16 protein-coding genes and 1 pseudogene are annotated in these 16,873 nt (G+C 70.8%); 5 read left to right on the top strand and 12 right to left on the bottom strand.

Annotation, left to right across the window (positions count from 1 at the left end; genetic code table 11):
* Positions 1 to 183 precede the first annotated feature (183 nt).
* The 4 genes from xth to Q0863_RS12670 all read right to left on the bottom strand — a co-directional run bounded on the left by xth (position 184) and on the right by Q0863_RS12670 (position 4,468).
* Positions 184 to 1,011, bottom strand: a complete 828-nt coding sequence (gene xth / locus Q0863_RS12685; RefSeq protein ID WP_298578437.1) for an exodeoxyribonuclease III — start codon at positions 1,009 to 1,011, stop codon at positions 184 to 186.
* 85 nt (positions 1,012 to 1,096) lie between these two features.
* Positions 1,097 to 1,606 (bottom strand): ferritin-like domain-containing protein, encoded by a 510-nt coding sequence (locus Q0863_RS12680; RefSeq protein ID WP_298578435.1) that lies wholly within the window; start codon positions 1,604 to 1,606, stop codon positions 1,097 to 1,099.
* Positions 1,607 to 1,700: 94 nt separating this feature from the next.
* Complete coding sequence (locus Q0863_RS12675) at positions 1,701 to 4,229, bottom strand: diguanylate cyclase (RefSeq protein WP_298578433.1); 2,529 nt, start codon at positions 4,227 to 4,229, stop codon at positions 1,701 to 1,703.
* A 20-nt stretch (positions 4,230 to 4,249) separates the two neighbouring features.
* On the bottom strand, positions 4,250 to 4,468 hold the full coding sequence (locus Q0863_RS12670; RefSeq protein ID WP_298578430.1) for a hypothetical protein: 219 nt from the start codon (positions 4,466 to 4,468) through the stop codon (positions 4,250 to 4,252).
* A 473-nt stretch (positions 4,469 to 4,941) separates the two neighbouring features.
* On the opposite strand from Q0863_RS12670, the gene Q0863_RS12665 reads away from it, so the two are divergent.
* Complete coding sequence (locus Q0863_RS12665) at positions 4,942 to 5,370, top strand: DUF2231 domain-containing protein (RefSeq protein WP_298578428.1); 429 nt, start codon at positions 4,942 to 4,944, stop codon at positions 5,368 to 5,370.
* An 11-nt stretch (positions 5,371 to 5,381) separates the two neighbouring features.
* A complete protein-coding gene (locus tag Q0863_RS12660) occupies positions 5,382 to 6,779 on the top strand; it encodes a sorbosone dehydrogenase family protein (RefSeq protein WP_298579012.1) in 1,398 nt (465 codons plus the stop codon).
* A 106-nt stretch (positions 6,780 to 6,885) separates the two neighbouring features.
* On the opposite strand, the gene Q0863_RS12655 is transcribed toward Q0863_RS12660, so the two are convergent.
* The 6 genes from Q0863_RS12655 to gntA form a co-directional block, all read right to left on the bottom strand.
* Complete coding sequence (locus Q0863_RS12655) at positions 6,886 to 7,254, bottom strand: STAS/SEC14 domain-containing protein (protein ID WP_298578427.1); 369 nt, start codon at positions 7,252 to 7,254, stop codon at positions 6,886 to 6,888.
* A 99-nt stretch (positions 7,255 to 7,353) separates the two neighbouring features.
* Positions 7,354 to 8,394 carry an LD-carboxypeptidase gene (locus tag Q0863_RS12650; protein WP_298578425.1) on the bottom strand — a complete coding sequence of 347 codons (1,041 nt, stop codon included), beginning with the start codon at positions 8,392 to 8,394 and terminating at the stop codon, positions 7,354 to 7,356.
* Between the two features lie 155 nt (positions 8,395 to 8,549).
* A complete protein-coding gene (locus tag Q0863_RS12645) occupies positions 8,550 to 10,046 on the bottom strand; it encodes a catalase (protein WP_298578423.1) in 1,497 nt (498 codons plus the stop codon).
* Positions 10,047 to 10,099: 53 nt separating this feature from the next.
* A complete protein-coding gene (locus Q0863_RS12640) occupies positions 10,100 to 11,062 on the bottom strand; it encodes a glutathione S-transferase family protein (RefSeq protein WP_298578421.1) in 963 nt (320 codons plus the stop codon).
* A gap of 117 nt (positions 11,063 to 11,179) precedes the next feature.
* The gene (locus Q0863_RS12635) at positions 11,180 to 11,812 is read right to left on the bottom strand and encodes an urea carboxylase-associated family protein (protein WP_298578419.1); all 633 of its coding nucleotides are present in this window, start codon (positions 11,810 to 11,812) and stop codon (positions 11,180 to 11,182) included.
* Positions 11,809 to 12,537 carry a guanitoxin biosynthesis heme-dependent pre-guanitoxin N-hydroxylase GntA gene (gene gntA / locus Q0863_RS12630; RefSeq protein ID WP_298578417.1) on the bottom strand — a complete coding sequence of 243 codons (729 nt, stop codon included), beginning with the start codon at positions 12,535 to 12,537 and terminating at the stop codon, positions 11,809 to 11,811. Before gntA ends, Q0863_RS12635 begins: the two co-directional genes overlap by 4 nt.
* A 64-nt stretch (positions 12,538 to 12,601) precedes the next feature.
* Here gntA and Q0863_RS12625 point away from each other — a divergent pair, with 64 nt between their 5' ends.
* Both Q0863_RS12625 and Q0863_RS12620 read left to right on the top strand, forming a co-directional pair.
* Positions 12,602 to 12,823 (top strand): hypothetical protein, encoded by a 222-nt coding sequence (locus Q0863_RS12625; protein ID WP_298578415.1) that lies wholly within the window; start codon positions 12,602 to 12,604, stop codon positions 12,821 to 12,823.
* Between the two features lie 228 nt (positions 12,824 to 13,051).
* A pseudogene (locus Q0863_RS12620) lies at positions 13,052 to 13,523 on the top strand (VOC family protein).
* 51 nt (positions 13,524 to 13,574) lie between these two features.
* Here Q0863_RS12620 and Q0863_RS12615 read toward each other — a convergent pair.
* Together Q0863_RS12615 and Q0863_RS12610 are read right to left on the bottom strand one after the other, a co-directional pair.
* Positions 13,575 to 14,813: an MFS transporter gene (locus tag Q0863_RS12615; protein WP_298578413.1), complete on the bottom strand. Its 1,239-nt coding sequence runs from the start codon at positions 14,811 to 14,813 to the stop codon at positions 13,575 to 13,577.
* Positions 14,814 to 14,969: 156 nt separating this feature from the next.
* Positions 14,970 to 15,332, bottom strand: a complete 363-nt coding sequence (locus tag Q0863_RS12610) for a hypothetical protein (protein WP_298578411.1) — start codon at positions 15,330 to 15,332, stop codon at positions 14,970 to 14,972.
* A gap of 180 nt (positions 15,333 to 15,512) precedes the next feature.
* Here Q0863_RS12610 and Q0863_RS12605 point away from each other — a divergent pair, with 180 nt between their 5' ends.
* A complete protein-coding gene (locus tag Q0863_RS12605) occupies positions 15,513 to 16,865 on the top strand; it encodes a M14 family zinc carboxypeptidase (RefSeq protein WP_298578409.1) in 1,353 nt (450 codons plus the stop codon).
* Positions 16,866 to 16,873: the final 8 nt, after the last annotated feature.

The raw sequence follows: 16,873 nt of genomic DNA, 5'->3' as shown, positions 1-16,873 counted from the left end.
GCATGGATTGGATCTGGTCGCATGGCGTCGTGTTCCTGGAGGCTGGCGGCGGCGGGCTGCCCCGCCCCACACCGGGAGACGTGAGCCGCGATCGGATGCGACCGCCGCCGTCCACGCCGCCTGGTGCGATGCCGTCCTGTCTTCCTAACGCGGCGCATGTCGCGCGTGCGTGAGCGAAGGCGCTCAGCCCGCGCGCCTGGCGGCACGCTTGCGCGCGGCTGCGGCACGCACCTGGACCCAGGTCGGCGCGTGGTCGCTGGCCTTGTCCTGCAGCCGCACCCAGCGGTCGACGCCCGCATCCACCAGCCGCCTGGCCAGCACCGGATTGAGCAGCAGGTGGTCGATGCGCAATCCGCGATCGCGTTCGGCGTGCTGGCGGAAGTAATCCCAGAAGGTGTAGATGCGCTGGTCGCCGTGGGTGTGGCGCAGCGCATCGGTCCAGCCCTGGGCGAGCAACTGCCGGTAGCGCTCGCGGACCTCCGGCTGCAGCAACGCATCCTTGCGCCACGATTTCGGATCGTAGATGTCCTCATCGGTCGGGATCACGTTGAAGTCCCCGATCAGCGCCACCGGGTGCGGCAGGTCGACCAGGGCCTGCGCGTGCCTGCGCAGCCGGTCCATCCACTTGAGCTTGTAGTCGAACTTGGGGCCGGGCTGGGGATTGCCGTTGGGCAGGTACAGGCCCGCCACGAGCACCCCGTGGATCGCTGCTTCGAGGTAGCGGCTCTCGCGGTCGTCGCTGGCGCCCGGCAGCCCGCGCCGGCTCTCTACCGGGACCGTGCCGCGGCCCAGCAGCGCGACACCGTTCCAGGAGCGTTCGCCCAGCCAGATCGCGCCGTAGCCGGCCTGCTCGATCGCGTCCGCGGGGAACGCCGCGTCGGTCGCCTTCAGTTCCTGCAGGGCGACGATGTCGGGCCGCTCGCGTTCCAGCCACGCCAGCAGGTGCGGCAGCCGCGCGCCGATGCCGTTGACGTTGAAGGTGGCGAGTTTGAGGGTCTTCGCGCGCGCCATGGCGGCCTCCCCGGAGGTTGGCGGACGCGTCGCGCACGTCCCGGCGCATCCGCCGCCGGGCGGCGGACGCGCACTGCCCTGCCGTCTACTTGCCCGCGGTGACGCCGGGCGTCTCGTCACGCACCAGGAACTGCTGCGTCACCTCGGCGAGGTGGTCCTGCAGCCACTGCGCCATCGCCTCTTCCTGGCCCAGGATCTGTTCGCAGGCGCGCTGCGTTTCCATGTCGCCCACCGCCTGCGCCGCGGCGATCAGGGCGCGGTAGGACGCGATCTCCATGTGCTCGAACACATAGCTGGCCATCGAACCCTTGACGATCTCGTCCGAGGCCATCATGCCGCCGACCGCCTGGCCCATGGCCATGACCTTGCCCAGGGTGTCCTTCACCGCGGACGGCGAGCTGCCCAGGCGCTGGATGCAGCCCTCGAGCAGCTGCTGCTGGCCGAGGGTCTCCTCGATGTGCTGTTCGATCCTGGCCTTGAGCTTGGGATAGTTCTCGATCCGCGCGGCCTGTGCCTTGAGCATCTGTTCGGCCTGTTGCTCCATCGCGTGTGCGTCGCGGAGCCAGTCGAGGAGGTGTTCACGGGCATCGGTCATCGCGGTTCTCCATCGCGCGGGGAATCCGATCTTCGCGGCCGGGCCGTGAATACTGCGAGATTGCCGCGTCAAGGCAGCGACGACGGCTGCGCCTTCAGCCGCGATCCGCCGCCTGCGCAGGCGGCGCGGCATCCGCGGAGACATCGGCCTCGCGTCCCTGCGCCAGGGGCGGGATCACCAGCGTGGTGTACTCCTGGTACTGCGCGAGCGGAAGATCGCGCAACGCCAGCCGCTCGGCGCGCGGCGTCTCGATCGGCAGGCGCGCGGCCTCGTACAGGATCACTTCGTGGTCGTCGGGGTACCAGAGCCGGAGGCGGTCCACCAGCGCCTGCAGGCCACTGCGTTCGGCGTGGAAGCGCGAACAGCTCAGGTCGCCCGCCAGCGCGACCTGCCACAGCAGGACCAGGCCGGCGCTGTCGGGCGCGCGCCCGTAGACCATGAAGTGCGTGGCCTCCATCGACTGGACGCCGTGCCGGCCCGGGTCGATGCCGAGGTCCGCGTACAGGCAGGCTTCGGCCGAGATGCCCGGCTCCATGCGCGCATGGAACCCCTCGGCACGCGCCTTGCGCACCACCGCATGCGGCACGTCGGCGAACACGCCCGGATGTCCGTAGAACACCGCGCAGACGCGCTTGCCGGCGCGCACCTGCTCCATGATGGCCGCGTCCATCTCGCGATAGGTCTCGCGCCGGTCCTTGCCATCGGCGTAGTGCACGCCCAGGTGGATCGCATCGGGGCGGAAGTCGCGGATCATGCCCAGCGAGAACGGGTCGACCAGGCACAGCACGACTTCGGCCTCGCGGATCTCCGACAGGCAGCGCTCGCTGATGTGGCGGCCGAAGTCGATGCCGCTGCCCACCACCACCAGCCCGCCGGGTGCCCGCGCCGGCCCGTCGCCGCCACTCGCGTGCACCACCCGGTCGCGGCCCTCGTGCTTGGCGCGGTACAGGGCCTGGTCGGCCTCGTGGATCAGGTGTTCCAGGGTGCCGGCCTGGTCGCTGGACTGGCAGACGCCGGTACTGATGCTGAAGCGCACCGTCTGCCCGAACACCGCGATCGGCCCGACGCGCGCACGCAGGCGCTGCACCAGCGCGGCCGCGGCGGCGGCATCGGCTTCCAGCAGGATCATGAACTCGTCGCCGCCGCTGCGTCCGGCGATGCCGTCCCCGGCGACCTCGTCGCGGATCCAGCCGCCGAGCGCGCGCAGCGCTTCGTCGCCCGCGGCGTGGCCGTGGCGGTCGTTGACGCTCTTGAAGCGATCGATATCGAGCACCACCGCCGTGAAGGGACGGCCGCTCGCACGCGCCCGTGCGAACGCCTCCTCGCCCAGCTTGCGCGCCTGCTGGTAGTTGTAGAGGCCGGTGAGGCTGTCGTGCTCGGAGCGCCAGCGGTAGCGGCGGCGCTCGCGCACGGTATGGCGCAGCAGCAGCACCAGCAGCAGGGCGATGAGTACCAGTCCGCCCATGCCCGCGGCCAGCATCCACTGCCGCCGCTGGGTGGCGCCGACCTGCAGCGCGGCGAGTTCCTTCTCCGCTTCGAGCAGGGCGATCTGCTGTTCCTTCAGGCGGGTATCGAACTCGACCTGCAGGTAGGTCAGCCGGCGTTCGCGCGCATCGCGTTCGGCCGCCGCCGAAGCGGCCGCGCCGGCGCGGAAATGGGCCAGCGCCGCGACCAGGTTGCCGCGCCGCTCCGCCAGCCGCGCGCGCAGCTGTTCGGTCTCGGCGATGGCCACGTGCGCCTGCTGCCCGCGGTAGTACGACAGGGTGCCGTCGAGCATGGCGTCGGCCTGGTCCAGGTCCCGGTCCAGCACGATCAGGCTCTCGGCCAGCACCAGCCGCGCACTCCACACCCCGGCGGTAAAGCCGGCGTCCTCGAACTCCGCCAGCGCCTGCCGGGCCCACTCCAGCGCCTCGGCATGACGGCCCTGGCGGGCGGCCATCTTGCCCACGCCGTACTTGCCGTTGGCGATGAACACCGGGTCGCCCGCGCGTGTGCATGCCTCGATCTGGCGGCGGCGCCAGGCTTCGGCCTGGGCGAAGTTGCCCGAGTGGTCCTCGGCCAGCGCGACGTCGCTCAACGCCAGGCACAGCGCCCGGGGGTCGTTGAGCGGTTGCACCACCTCGAGCGCGCGCATCGCCAGGTCGCGCGCCTTGTCGGTTTCGCCCACCAGCGTGTGGAGGTAGCTCGCGCCGCTCAGCAGGCCGGCCGATTCATCCGGCGCCTCGGGCAGGTAGGCCAGGCCTTCGCCGAGCCAGACGAACGCCTGCGACCACTGCTCGAGGTTCGCGGCGACGCTGATCGCGGTGTTGTAGACGCGCAGCCGCAGGTCGAGCGGCAGTTCCTGATCGAGCAGCTCGCCCAGGCCCTCGAGCGCCCCGGCCTGGTCGCCGGCGAGCGCGCGGTTGCGCAACTGCACGAAGTCGAGGCGATGGCGCTGCGCGGGCGTGAGGCGGGCGCCCTGCTCCAGCAGGTGCGCGACCGCCTGCTCCGACTCGCGCCAGTGCGCGGTGACCGCCAGCCGCTCGATGTCGCGGACCTGCGCGTCCAGCGGATCGTCCTGGGCGAAGGCCGTGCCACAGGCCAGCGCGAGTCCCAGCACGGCGCTGGCGATCAACCGGCCCATGGCGGCACCGCGCGGCGGCGCTATTCCTCGTAGGTCTTGATGGTGTGGTTGGTGGCGAACTTGCCGTCCGCCAGGCCCGTCAGCCGCTTGACCGATGCGTAGTCGCGTTCGGCCATCGCCCGGTGCTCTTCCTGCGACAGTCCGGACCGCTGCAGCACCGCCTCCGGGTCCCGCGCATATTCCTCGGCCAGGGCAGCATCGCTGCCGAGCCTTCTCATCAGTCCAAGCAGTTTCGACATTTCCCTTCCCCTTCCCCGGTACGCACAAGCCTGGTCGCACCGGTGCCGGGGAGCCGGCGATATATCCGGCACGCCCGCGACACGGGCGCAGTAGTACTGCCACCCACAGGTCGCCGACATTAACACAGGCACGCCGGTGACGGCGCGGTTCGGGCGACGGGAGGCGGGGGTGCCGGGGCCTGGTCAAGGTCGACCTTGCGTTGCCTTCGCCGCCCTCGGGGAGATCCCAGTGCCGGCGTCGCCTGCGACGCCCCGGTGCAGCGGCGCGACCTCCTCGGCGACGAGCGCAGGTGCTCGCCGTGCGTCCACCCCGCATGCACGCCGGTGTCGCTAGCCTCTGCCTTGCCGGGCTGCGACGGATCGAATGCACCGCTTCCGCCGCACCCGGCTCCGGCCCGGGCACAGTCGCCCTTGGGCGCAGACGCGCGACATGCGCCGGTCCTTCCCTCGCTTCCCTTCTCAGGAGTCTCCGCGTGGCCGTCATCGTCGACTACCGCCCCCCGGGCACGCTCCATCCGCTGCATGCGGTGTTCCTCGCCGGCGCGCTGCCCCTGTTTGCCGGCGCCCTGCTGAGCGATATCGCCTATGCCCGCACCTACGAGATCCAGTGGAACAACTTCGCCTCCTGGCTGATCGCGGGTGGACTGGTGCTGTCGGCGATCGCGCTGGTGTTCGCGCTGGCCGGGGTACTGCGCAGCCGCCACCGCACCGTTGGCCGGATCGGCTACCTGCTGCTGCTGGCGGCGGCCTGGATCGTGCAGCTGTTCAACGCGCTCATGCATGCGCGCGACGCCTGGGCCAGCATGCCAGGGGGACTGGTCCTCTCGGTGATCGGCACCGTGCTGATGGTGGTGGCGGTCTGGCTGGGCTTCCACACCGCACGCCACGGAGCACGGCCATGAGCGCGGCCGGCATGGCGCTGCGGATGCCCGCCCTCGGCCTGCTGGCGGTCGCGCTGTCCGCCTGCAACCCGGCGCCCGGGCCGGTCGAACGCCAGCAGGGTGCCGAACCCGAGCTCCCCCAGCCGCATCGCGGCCTGTTGCCCAACATGACGATCGCCAAGCCCGCCGAATGGGGCGACCAGGTGCCCGTCGCGCCCCCGGGTTTCAGCGTCCGCGCCATCGCCACCGGGCTCGGGATTCCGCGCCAGACCCTGCTGCTGCCCAACGGCGACATCCTCGTGGCCGAGGGCCGTGGCGGCAACGCGCCCAAGCTCAAGCCCAAGGACCTGATCGCGGGACTGATCAAGTCGCGCGGAACCACCTCGGTGCCCAGCGGCAACCGCCTGACCCTGCTGCGCGATGCCGACGGCGACGGCGAGTACGAACTGCAGACGGTCTTCGCCGAAGACCTCGATGCGCCCTATGGCCTGGCGCTGGTAGGTAGCGACCTGTTCGTCGCCAACCAGGACGCGGTGGTGCGCTTCGACTACCAGCCGGGCCAGACGCGCGCGAACGGCGCGCCCGAAACGCTCACCCTGCTGCCCTCGGAGATCAACCACCACTGGACCAAGGCGATGACCGCGAGCGCCGACGGGCGCCTGCTCTACGTCGGGATCGGCTCCAACAGCAACATCACCGAACGCGGCATGACCGCCGAGGCCGATCGCGCGGTGATCTGGGAAATCGACACCGCCAGCGGCCGGCATCGCACCTATGCCAGCGGCCTGCGCAATCCCACCGCGCTGGCGATCCAGCCGAGCAGCGGGCAGCTGTGGGCGGTGGTCAACGAGCGCGACGAGATCGGCCCCGATCTCGTGCCCGACTACCTGACCTCGGTGCGCGACGGCGGCTTCTACGGCTGGCCCTACAGCTACTGGGGCAGCAACGTCGACGACCGGGTGCGGCCGCAGGATCCCGAAAAGGTGGCGTCCGCCCTCGCGCCGGACTACGCGCTGGGTTCGCACGTCGCCGCGCTCGGGGTCGACTTCTCCACGCCGGCGATGGGCGCGCAGTTCGCCGACGGCGTGTTCGTCGGCATGCACGGCAGCTGGAACCGCGCCGAGCCGGTGGGCTACAAGGTCGTGTTCGTCCCGTTCCGCGACGGCCGCCCCGCAGGCGATCCGGTTGATTTCCTGACCGGCTTCCTCGACCGGGAAAACGAGACCGCGCGTGGCCGTCCGGTCGGCGTCACCGTGGACCCGCGCGGCGCGTTGATCGTGGCTGACGACCTGTCCAACACGATCTGGCGGGTGACCCGCGATGGCGCGGCGGCGCCGGCCCCGGCGCCTTCCCCGACGGCGGCTGCACCGGCGGCCGACGCCGCCCTGGCCGAGCCGGCTGCGAAGGCCAGCCCGTCCCCGGAGGAATAAGGCGTCATCGCCCCGGCGCGGTGGCCCGCTTTGGAGGCCGCGTCTCGAAAGCGCGAGCGCGCACCTGGGCGCCACCGGTCAAGCGGCGGTCGCAGGCCTCGACGCGTCAGCCGTGCTTCACCCACTCCAGCGCTTCGTCGCGCTGCTCGGGCTTGAACACGCGATAGCGCACGAACGGCAGCAGCGCGCTTTCCACCCGCGTCCCGGCCCGCACCCAGGCCTGGTCGGCGACCACCGCGATCCGGCCGAACTTCTTCAACTGGCCGAGTAGCGGCATCGCCCGCGCGATGTGCGCGCCTAGCCCCGACAACGCCACGCCGTCGATCGAGCGGGTTTCCACGAACACGTGCAGCTGTCCGTGGCGCTCCAGGCGCGGTTCGATACGGTCCATGATCGCCTCCAGGTCGGCGCTGGCGACTTCGTGGCTGACGCTCAGGGCGATCACGTCGTCGGCGGTGGCGATGAACTCGTGCATGGCGGCTCCTGCGCGGACTGCGGCGCGACCATCATTGGCGCGGCCGCGTGTGCGCCGGGTCAAGCCGCCGCCGCTTTACGGACGCGTGGCGCGCCGGACTCAGCCCTGGAACACCGGATCGAGCATCCGGAACGTGCCGGCGTCGGCGTCCATCTCCACCCTGCCCCCGACCGGCACGATGAACTGCTGCCGGATGTGCCCGATCAGGGCGCCGCGGTAGGCCGGGATGCCGAGCGGCTTGAGGTGGTCGTCGAAGATCTCGTCCAGGGTCAGGGACCCGTAGCCGTCGCCCGGGTCACAGTCGGTGCACTCGCCGAAGATCAGCCCGGCGATGCGATCGAGCGCGCCCATCAGCTTGAGCGTGCTGAGCATGCGGTCGATCCGGTAGGGCGCTTCGGACACGTCCTCCAGGAACAGGATCTTGCCGGTGAAATCGGGCAGGTAGGGCGAGCCGGCCAGCGCGGTCAGCACCGTGAGGTTGCCGCCCACCAGTTCGCCGCGCGCCTTGCCGCCGGCGATGGTGAGGGTCCGGTTGCGACGCGGCACGAGCTCGTCGCCGGCCTCGACCGGGTTGCGGTATTCCATCAGTTCGCGCCGGAAGAAGAGGCGCTCGAACTGGTCGGTGTTGAATCCGTTCCAGCTGCCGGTGCCGTTGGGGCCATGGAAGGTGACCAGGCCGGTGCGGGCGAGGATGGCGTTGTGCAGGGCGGTGATGTCCGAATAGCCCAGCAGCACCTTGGGGTTGGCGCGAATCGCCTCGTAGTCGAGCAGCGGCAGCACCCGCGCCGCGCCCGAGCCGCCGCGCACGGCGATCACCGCCCTCACCTCGTCGTCGGCGAAGGCGGCGTTGATGTCGGCCGCGCGCGCCTCGTCGCTGCCGGCCAGGTGGCCGCGCCGCGCGCCGAAATGGGCGCCGGTCTTCACCCGGAAGCCCAGCGCCTCCATCACCTCCTGCGAGAGCCGCAGGTCGAGTCGTTCGTCGGTCGCGGCCGACGGACTGACCAGCGCGACCGTGTCGCCCTTCGCGAGCGGCATCGGCAGCAGGCGCGAAGGCCGTGGCGCGGCCATCGCCGGGCCGCCGGGCAACGAGAGCATCAGCGCCGCTGCCGCCGCGCTGCCGAGAAACTGTCGCCTTTGCATGCCGCCGCCTGGTGTCCGGAAGGTGCTGCACAGGGTAGCGGGCGCACCCGCTGCGGGCCACCTCGTCGCAGGCGCGGGCACGGCCTGCCAGGGGAAGCCTGCGATCGGGCGCGGCGCGGGTCGGCGACAGGGTCTGCCAACAGCCGCGCAAGACCTCAGCTTTCGCTCATGCCCGAGGCGGGTTCAGGCGCGCTGCCGGTGCGCACCTTGTCCTCGATGCGCCGGCCGATGTCGGCATCGATCGATTTCCAGTATTCGAAGGCGCGCTCCAGCACCGGGCTGCGTACGCCGCCGAGCAGCGCGCCGGCGACGGTGTCCACCAGCGACTGGCGCTCGGCATCGTCGAAGACATCGCGCACGAGCGTGCCGGGCTGGCTGAAATCGTCGTCGTCCGCGCGCAGCGTGTAGGCGCTGCGCACCATCGGGCCGTCGGCTTCCCAGCCGTCCTCCATCGCGCCGGTGCCGTCGGCCCAGGGACGGCCGCCGCTGTTGGTGGCGTGCACGGGCGCGGCGCCGCTGTGGTGATAGGCCATCTGCCCGTCGAACATGTAGGTATCGACCGGCACCCTGGGCTGGTTGACCGGCAACTGGTGGAAGTTGGTGCCGATGCGGTTGCGCTGCGCGTCGTTGTAGGCGAAGGCGCGGCCGAGCAGCATCTTGTCCGGCGACAGTCCGATGCCCGGCACGGTATTGCCCGGCGAGAACGCGGCCTGTTCGATCTGCGCGAAGAAGTTCTCGGGGTTGCGGTCCAGCGTCATCGTGCCGACTTCGATAAGCGGATAGTCCGCGTGCGGCCACACCTTGGTCAGGTCGAAGGGATTGATGCGATAGGTCTTCGCGTCCTCGTACGGCATCACCTGCACCGACAGCACCCAACTGGGATGCTCGCCGCGGGCGATGGCCTCGAACAGGTCGCGACGATGGAAGTCCGCGTCGCTGCCGGCCATGTCCATGGCCTCGGCGTTGCTGAAGAAGCCCATCCCCTGGCGGGTGTGGAAGTGGTATTTCACCCAGAAGCGATCGCCGGTGGCGTTGATCCACAGGTAGGTGTGGGAACCGTAGCCGTTCATGTGCCGCCAGGTGCGCGGCAGGCCGCGCGGGCCCATCAGGTAGGTCACCTGGTGCGCGCTTTCGGGATTGTTGGTCCAGAAGTCCCACTGCATGTGGTTGTCGCGCAGGCCCGAGTCGGGGAGACGCTTCTGGCTGCGGATGAAATGCGGGAACTTCATCGGGTCGCGCACGAAGAAGATCGGCGTGTTGTTGCCGACCAGGTCGTAGTTGCCTTCGCTGGTGTAGAACTTGATCGAGAAGCCGCGCACGTCGCGCCAGGTATCCGGGCTGCCCATCTCGCCGGCGACGGTCGAGAACCGGATCAGCAGCTCTGTCTTCGCTCCGGGCTGGAACAGCGCCGCCTTCGTGTACCTGGACACGTCCGCCGTGGTCTCGAACACGCCGAACGCGCCGGCGCCCTTGGCGTGCGGCTGGCGCTCGGGCACCTTCTCGCGGTTGAAATGCGCCATCTGCTCGAGGAAGTGCACATCGTGCAGCACGATGGGACCGTCCGGGCCGATGGTGAGCGAGTTGCGGTCGCTGGGCGCCGGCGCACCGGTGCTCATCGTCGATCCGGTGCCGCGCTTGTCTTGGCTTGCCATGGCGTGTCGTCCTCGTTCGTGAAAGTCCTGTGACGAGGTTGCGCCGGCCGGCGTTAAGTTTCCGTCGACCCCGGAAACGGCTGCAGCGGCCCCAGTGGCACCACGCCGGTCGGATTGATGTTCCGGTGGCTCTCGTAGTAGTGGCGCTTGATGTGGTCGAGGTGGACGGTGCCCGCGACTTCGGGAATGGCCATCATCCGCGCGAGGAAGGCGGTGAGCGCGGGATAGTCGGCGATGCGCCGCAGGTTGCACTTGAAGTGTCCGTGATAGACGGCATCGAAGCGCACCAGCGTGGTGAACAGGCGGATGTCGGCCTCGGTCATGCGTCCGCCGACCAGCCAGGGTTCGTCCGACAGCCGCCTTTCCAGCCAGTCCAGCGCGTCGAACAGCGGGCGCACGGCGTCCTCGTAGGCCGCCTGCGTGGTCGCGAAGCCGGCGCGGTAGACGCCGTTGTTGACCTGCGGATACACCCGCGCGTTGATCTCGTCGATGCGCGCGCGCAGCGGTTGCGGGTAGTAGTCGCCCGGCTTCGCACCCAGGCCGTCGTAGGCGTCGTTGAACATGCGGATGATCTCGGACGACTCGTTGCTGACGATCGTGCCGGTGGCCTGGTCCCACAGCATCGGCACGGTCACCCGGCCGGTCATCCCCGGACAGGCGCGCGCATAGAGCTGGTGCAGGTAGTCGGCGCCCATCACCGGGTCGCCGGTGACGCCCGCGCCTTCCTCGAAGGTCCAGCCATGCTCGAGCATGCGCCAGTGCACCACCGACACGGGCACCAGCTCCTCGAGCCCCTTGAGCGCGCGCAGGATCAGGGTGCGGTTGGCCCAGGGGCACGCGTAGCTGACATAGAGCCGGAAGCGTCCGGCTTCCGCGCGATGCCCCGCCTGCCCGTCCGGTCCGGGCCCGCCGTCGGCGCTGAGCCAGTCGCGGAAGCTGGCTTCCTCGCGCTTGAACTCGCCATCGCGGGTGTCGTACCACCTGTCGTGCCACTGGCCGTCGATCAGCAGTCCCATGTCCGCTCCGTTCCGGATGCCTGCAGGCAGGCTAACGGGCGCTGGGTGACCGGGACGTCGCGTTCGCGTGCCAGTGTGTTCCGGTCCGTGCCCGGCAGACGTCGCGGGGAACGTGCGTCAGCGCGTCGCGCCCTCACCCGCACGCTCGATCCGGAAGTCGATCGGCTTGTAGCTGAAGTTGTTCGACTGCCCGGCCGAGCAGGCCGTCATCGCCACCACCAGCGGCATCTGCGCGCGCAGCCGGATGAAGTCGCCGGGCCGGCTCAACGGTGGACGCACCGCGATGGCACCCGTGTCCGCGTCCACGGCCACGTGCATGAAGATGTTGAAGGCGATGGGAATGCGGTCGATGCCGATCCCGTACGGCGCCAGCGCAGCGGCCAGGTTGCCTTCGCAGCCGGGCCGGCCCTGCGTTTCGCCATAGAGCAGTTCGAACATCCGCTTCGAGCACGGCGTCAGGGTGAAGTCGTGGCGGCCGCAGCTGTCCTCGACGATGGTGAACATCGGCCGGCTGCGATTGGAGTACAGCACGTCGCCTGTCGTCAGCCACAGCTTGGAGGCATAGTCGATCGACCTGCCGGAAGACAGGTATTCGTCGCGATCCTCGCGCGCGAACGCGGTGAGGTCGCTGACCTGCTGGCCCATCGGGTCGAGCACGATCAGTTCGTCGCCCAGGTCCAGTTCGACCGCGCGGCCGGAGCATGGGGCGATCCGCTCGAAGCGGGCCGGCTGTGGCGTGTCGCTTTTCATCGCCCGCTCCGGACGCGCAGCGGGCAGCGCCATTCAGGTTCGACCGCACGACCGCTGTACTGGCGCGCCTCGCTGGCCACGCCAAAGTCGGCCAGATTCGGGTTGAGCGAACCCTGCAGCGCTTTGTCGCGCCCGCGCGTGGCCTTCTGCATCTTCGCGTAGCGGCCATCGGCCCGCAGCCGCTCGAATTGCCGGTGCGAATTGAACACCAGCACCGGCACCTCGAAGCGCCGCGCGATCCGCGACGCGCCGGGATGCAGACCGATCACGAAGAACGGGTGGCCGCCCAGGCTCAGGCTGAAGGCCGGATGGTCGGGGTCGCGGCTGACCTCGCGCGCCCACGGATTGCCGCGGCGGGCATCGAGATCGTGCAGGCGCTGCAGCTGCGACCACAGCAGTGCCTCGAAGCGGCGCTCGTCGGTGTCGCGCGGGCCGTCGAACACCGCGGCGAAGGAATGCAGGGTGCTGTCCGCCTCGTCGGCCTGCTCCAGCATCGAAGCGAACGCTTCCAGCCGGTCGAGCAGCGGCGCGTCGTTGCCGCGCCCGCCCAGTGCGGCGAAATCGTGGATGGCGATCGAATCGCGCGCCAGCGCGGCCTTCGCGCCAACGCAGGGAAAGGACGGCGCGGCGACGAATTCGCTGAACCGGCGCGCGTGCGCGCTGCCCGGTGCGGGCGCGGCATCGGCCAGGCCGGTGGTAGCGGCGACGGTGGCGCAGGATCTCATCTGGAAGCGGCTCCGGGGGATATGGGGGCTGGGCCGTGACGACCTCGCCCTGCAGGCTACCGGCATGCCCGACAAGGCCGCGTGTGCGCCGGCCCGCGACCGCGGCGGCCCAAAATGCGACACTGCACGTCCATTTTCCCGTGGAGAACCCGTGGCCAAGCCCAACTATTCATTCGAAAAGCGCCAGCGCGAACTGGCCAAGAAGAAGAAGCAGGACGAAAAGGACGCCAAGAAGCGCGCCGAGCGCGAGGCCAAGGCGGCGACGCAGGGCACGCCCCAGGAATAGCGGCCGCGCCCGCGTCCGCTGGCGGTCCATCGCCGCGGACGGCAAGACAATCGGTACCCGCGCAGGCCCGCCCTGCCGGCGGACAGTGCGGGGGGCTCCCCGCCCTGGCGTCCGCTGCGGACCCGGAGCCTCCGCGACGCGATGGGTGTCGATTCCGGCCCAGCCGGTTCGTCGCGAGGAATGACGGGAGACGACTCCCGGCATCATCCCGACGCGGAGTATCCCGACATGACCCATCGCAACACGATCTGCCTCTGGTTCGACGGCACCGCGCTGGACGCGGCCACGTTCTACGCGCAGACCTTCCCCGACAGCGCGGTGACCGCGGTCCATCGCGCGCCCGGCGATTTTCCCTCCGGCAAGGAAGGCGACGTGCTGACCGTCGAGTTCAGCGTGCTCGGCATCCCCTGCATCGGTCTCAACGGCGGACCGGCGTTCAGGCACAGCGAAGCGTTCTCGTTCCAGGTCGCCACCGAGGACCAGGCCGAGACTGTGGGACGCCATCGTCGGCAACGGCGGCCAGGAAAGCGCCTGCGGCTGGTGCAAGGACCGGTGGGGCCTGTCCTGGCAGATCACCCCGCGCGTGCTGAGCGAGGCCATCGTCGACCCCGACCGCGTCGCCGCCCGCCGCGCCTTCGAGGCGATGATGGGCATGCGCAGGATCGATATCGCGACGATCGAGGCAGCGAGGCGCGGCTGACGCCGCCCGCGCCGGGACAGCGCACTGTGCGCGCTCCGGCGCCCCGTGCGCCTACCAGTGGTCTTCCAGCATCCGTGGTCGGCACGCCTGCCAGGCGCCGGCCAGCATCACGCCGACGCACAGCAGCAGGAAGGCGAACGACCAGGTCCAGCCACCGGTGGCCTGGTGCAGGACGCCGAACAGCAGCGGTCCGGCGCAGCTGAGGGTGTAGCCCACGCCCTGGGTGAAGCCCGACAGCGCCGCCGATCCGCCGGCCGTGCGCGTGCGCAGGTTGATCAGCGTCAGCGACAGCGGAAACGTGGTCGGTCCCAGGCCCAGCAGCACCACCCACAACACCGGCCACTGCATCGGCGCCAGCCACAGCCCTGCGAACGCCGCCAGGTAGGCCGCGACGCAGGCGAGCACCAGCGGGAACGGATTGCGCACCCTCACCGCCCAACCGGGCACCAGCAGCGCGCCCAGCAGGCCCAGCGCGGAGAACAGCGCGGTCATGGTCCCGCCGAACGCCTCGCTCGCCCCGGCCTCGGCCAGCAGCTTCGGCAGCCAGGTGAAGATCGTGTAAGTGACCAGCGAGGTCATGCCGAACATCAAGGCCATGCCCCAGGCCAGCGGCGAACGCCCGATCCGCCCCCGCGCCGGCGCGGGCGGCAGTTCGGGTGCCGCGTCTCCGGGCGCGACGGCGCGGTCGTGGATCGCGGCCAGCAGGCCCGCATGGCGGCGCTCCTGCCACAGCACCGCCAACCACGAGAGGACCGCCGCGATGGCCAGCAACGACCAGATCCCCAGCGAAACGCGCCAGCCGGCAGCCTGCGCCAGCGGCACCGCCGCCAGCGCGGGCAGCATCGTGCCCAGCTGCAGGATGGTGATGTAGAGCGTGCTGACCGTGCCGACCCGGTCGGGGAAGTAGCGCTTGACCAGCGGCGGCAGCACGACGTTGCCGATGCCCATGCCGGCCAGCGCCACGATCGAGCCGCCGAGCAGGCCGCCGGTGCCGCCGGCGCTGGACCGCGCCAGCAGACCGGCTGCGGCGAGCAGCATCGACAGCAGCGCGGTCCGCTCCAGGCCGATCCGGTGCGCCAGGCGCGGGGTCAGTACCCCGCACACGGCGAAGGCCGCGGTCGGCACCATCCCGAAGACCCCGGTCATGGTCGAGCCGAAGCCGAAGGTCTGGCCCAGGCTGTCGAGCAGCGGCGTGAGCGACGTGACCGCCGTGCGCAGGTTGAATGCGGACAACAGGATGCACAGCAGGGCCAGCAGGCGGCCGGCCCAGGGAAGACGCGGGGGAGTCATCGACGCATTTTCGGCGATCGCGCGAAGGAAAGGCAGTGCGCCGGCTACGATGCAGCGTTGCGCGATGCAGCCCTGTGCGGGCCGGATGCTCCGGCCACGATGCGCGCGGGCCAGGGATGCGGTGGCGCGACGCCGCCGTGCGCGGCCCGCGATGGGCTACGGCAGCGGTACCAGTTGGTGCGCCGCATCCTGGCAAACCACCAGTCCGCCCTCGCCTCCCGCCGCGCCGACGACGCGCACGCGCATGCCCACGGCCAGCGCTTCGGTGTCCACCGCGGCGGCCCGGCACAGGTTCCAGCGCGCCGGCAGTTCCACCGGTACGCGGCCGCGATCGGCGGTCTCGACCTGGATGACCGCGTTGCCGTCGTAGGTCCACGGCGTGGTGTCGATCGCGGCGATGGTGCCTTCGATCGCATCCGTTCCCGCCGTCGGCGCGGCAGTGGGACCGCCGGCGCAGGCGGACAGCGCCGCCGTGAGTGCCAGGGCGAGGCAGGCGCGGGCATGGGGTAAGCGGAACATAAGACTCCGAAGGTGGCGTGGCCGGTCGCCACGATGGCACGTGCGCGTGGATTTTCCGTCAACGCGCACCGGCGCGCCTTGCATGATCGGGCGGGACGCACGACGCGCAGCGCACGGCACGCGCGTTGACATCGCGCAGGCCGCCTCCGAGCATGCTCCGTTTCGCCGGAATCGAACCGCATGCGCCGACTCGCTGCCCTGCTGCTCTGGTCGCTGGCTTCGTTGCCTAACGCGTGGGCGGGCGAGGCGCCGGAGCCGCCCGCGGCCGAAGCCCCGCTGCCGCCACCGCCTGCCTGGCTGGCTGGACTGGACGCGCTGTACGACGCGCGCATCCGCGTGCCGGGGCTGGAGGACCGGCGGTTCCAGCCCGAGCACTGGTGGACCGTCGCCACGCCGCTGCTCGAAGGATCGCGCCGCTTCCAGGTCGAGGAAGTCGGCCGCAGCGTCGAAGGTCGCCCGCTGCGCCACGTGGCCTGGGGCGACGGCGATACGCACGTGCTGCTGTGGTCGCAAATGCACGGCGACGAGAGCACCGCGTCGATGGCGCTGGCGGACCTGTTCCGCTTCCTGGCCGCCCATCCGGGCCATCCGCTGGTGCGGCGCCTGCACCGGGACACGCGCCTGCACGTGCTGCCGATCGTCAATCCCGATGGCGCCGCGCGTTTCGAGCGCCGCAATGCCCAGGGCATCGACATTAACCGCGACGCGCGCGCGCTCGTGTCACCCGAGGCGCGCGCGCTGCACGACCTGCGCGAACGGGTGCGGCCCGCGTTCGGCTTCAACCTGCACGACCAGCAGGTCGGCTACCGGGTCGGCGGCTCCACGCGCGGAACCGCCGTGGCGCTGCTGGCGCCGGCGTTCAACGAGGCCCGCGAGGTGGACGCGACCCGCGGCAGCGCGATCGAACTGGCGGTGGCGGTGCGCGCCGTGCTCGAGCCCTACATCGGCGGCCACATCGCCAAGTGGGACGACACCTACAATCCGCGCGCCTTCGGCGACCTCACCGCGGGCGCCGGCGTGTCCACCCTGCTGATCGAGTCGGGCGGGATCGAGGGCGACCTGCACAAGCAGCGGCTGCGCAAGCTCAACTTCCTGGCGCTGGTCGGCGCGCTCGATGCAATCGCCACGGGATCGCACGCGGGCCTGCCGCGGCAGCGCTACGACGAGCTGCCGCGCAACGGCAAGGTCTGGTCCGACCTGCTCGTCACCGGGGCCACACTCGCCCTGCCGGGGCGGCCCCGGGCGCAGGTGGACGTGCTGGTCGACTTCAGCCAGCCGCTGCTCGAGCGAGGCGGCACCATCGAGGACATCGGCGACCTGGCCGATGCAGGCGCGCGACGCACCATCCGCGCCGACGGACTCTTCCTGGTGCCGTTCGCCGCGCCCGGCGCGCCGGCGCAGGCCCGGTCGGGCCCGCTGCTGCCGGACATGCCGGCCTACTTCCACCTCAGCCGCGATCCGCAGGGCCTGGACGTGGTGTGGACGCTGGCCGGGGACGTCGATCCGGCGCAGCCCGAACCCTCCCTGCCGTAACCGGCGGG

Origin of the sequence: uncultured Luteimonas sp. (assembly GCF_947492465.1) — a bacterium.
GTDB lineage: Bacteria > Pseudomonadota > Gammaproteobacteria > Xanthomonadales > Xanthomonadaceae > Luteimonas.
This window is presented reverse-complemented; position numbering and strand designations above follow the sequence as displayed.